At 54.3% G+C, this 637-nt stretch carries 1 protein-coding gene; it reads right to left on the minus strand.

Annotation, left to right across the window (positions count from 1 at the left end; all coding sequences use genetic code 11):
- Positions 1–37: 37 nt before the first annotated feature.
- Entirely contained in the window at positions 38–424 is a 387-nt protein-coding gene (locus AC630_RS42580) for an ester cyclase (protein ID WP_074124440.1), read from the minus strand.
- Between the last annotated feature and the right edge of the window lie 213 nt (positions 425–637).

Genomic DNA, 637 nt, shown 5'->3' on the forward strand with positions numbered 1-637 from the left:
CCGGAGCGGGCCAAGCAACGGGGATCGTTCCTCCGGCCTAAAGTTGTCTTTCGATAGCTGCCTTGTCGATGATCGACCACACCGCCTTTATTTTCCGCTCGTCGAACTCATAGAATACGTTCTCGGCAAAGGAGACCTTCCGCCCATTAACTTCAAGGCCGAGGAAACTTCCTTTTGGCGTGCAGTTAAATCCGAGCCTGCTCGCGATGCGCGGGGGCTCACAGACTAGGAATTGAATGTCGAAATGAAGGTCCGGGATCTCACGAAAATCTCTCTCCAGCATTTCGCGATAACCAGACAGCCGAATCCGTTCGCCGTTGTAGTGCACCTCGGCATGAACGAATTGCTCCAGCGCAGCCCAATCCTGCCTGTTCAGACAGTCGATGTATTCACGATAGGTGGTGGAAAGAGTGGTTTCGACCATACTTGCCTCCGGCGGCGGCTTCATTCTGCCAGTCGTCGGCGCAGAGCGCTCGCCGTCGAGCATGGCTCGTTCGCTTATGCATCTTGTAAATCAACGACTAACTTGGGGCCAGTGGTGTATTCTGGAGATCAAACGAGGATGTCCGGAAGTGGCCCCATCGCGTCATTTCGTTGCCGCGCAGTAAGTAGGTCACTTTTGGGGAAGAGCAGACAT

It is taken from the genome of Bradyrhizobium sp. AS23.2 (genome assembly GCF_001908185.1).
Taxonomy (GTDB): Bacteria; Pseudomonadota; Alphaproteobacteria; order Rhizobiales; family Xanthobacteraceae; genus Bradyrhizobium.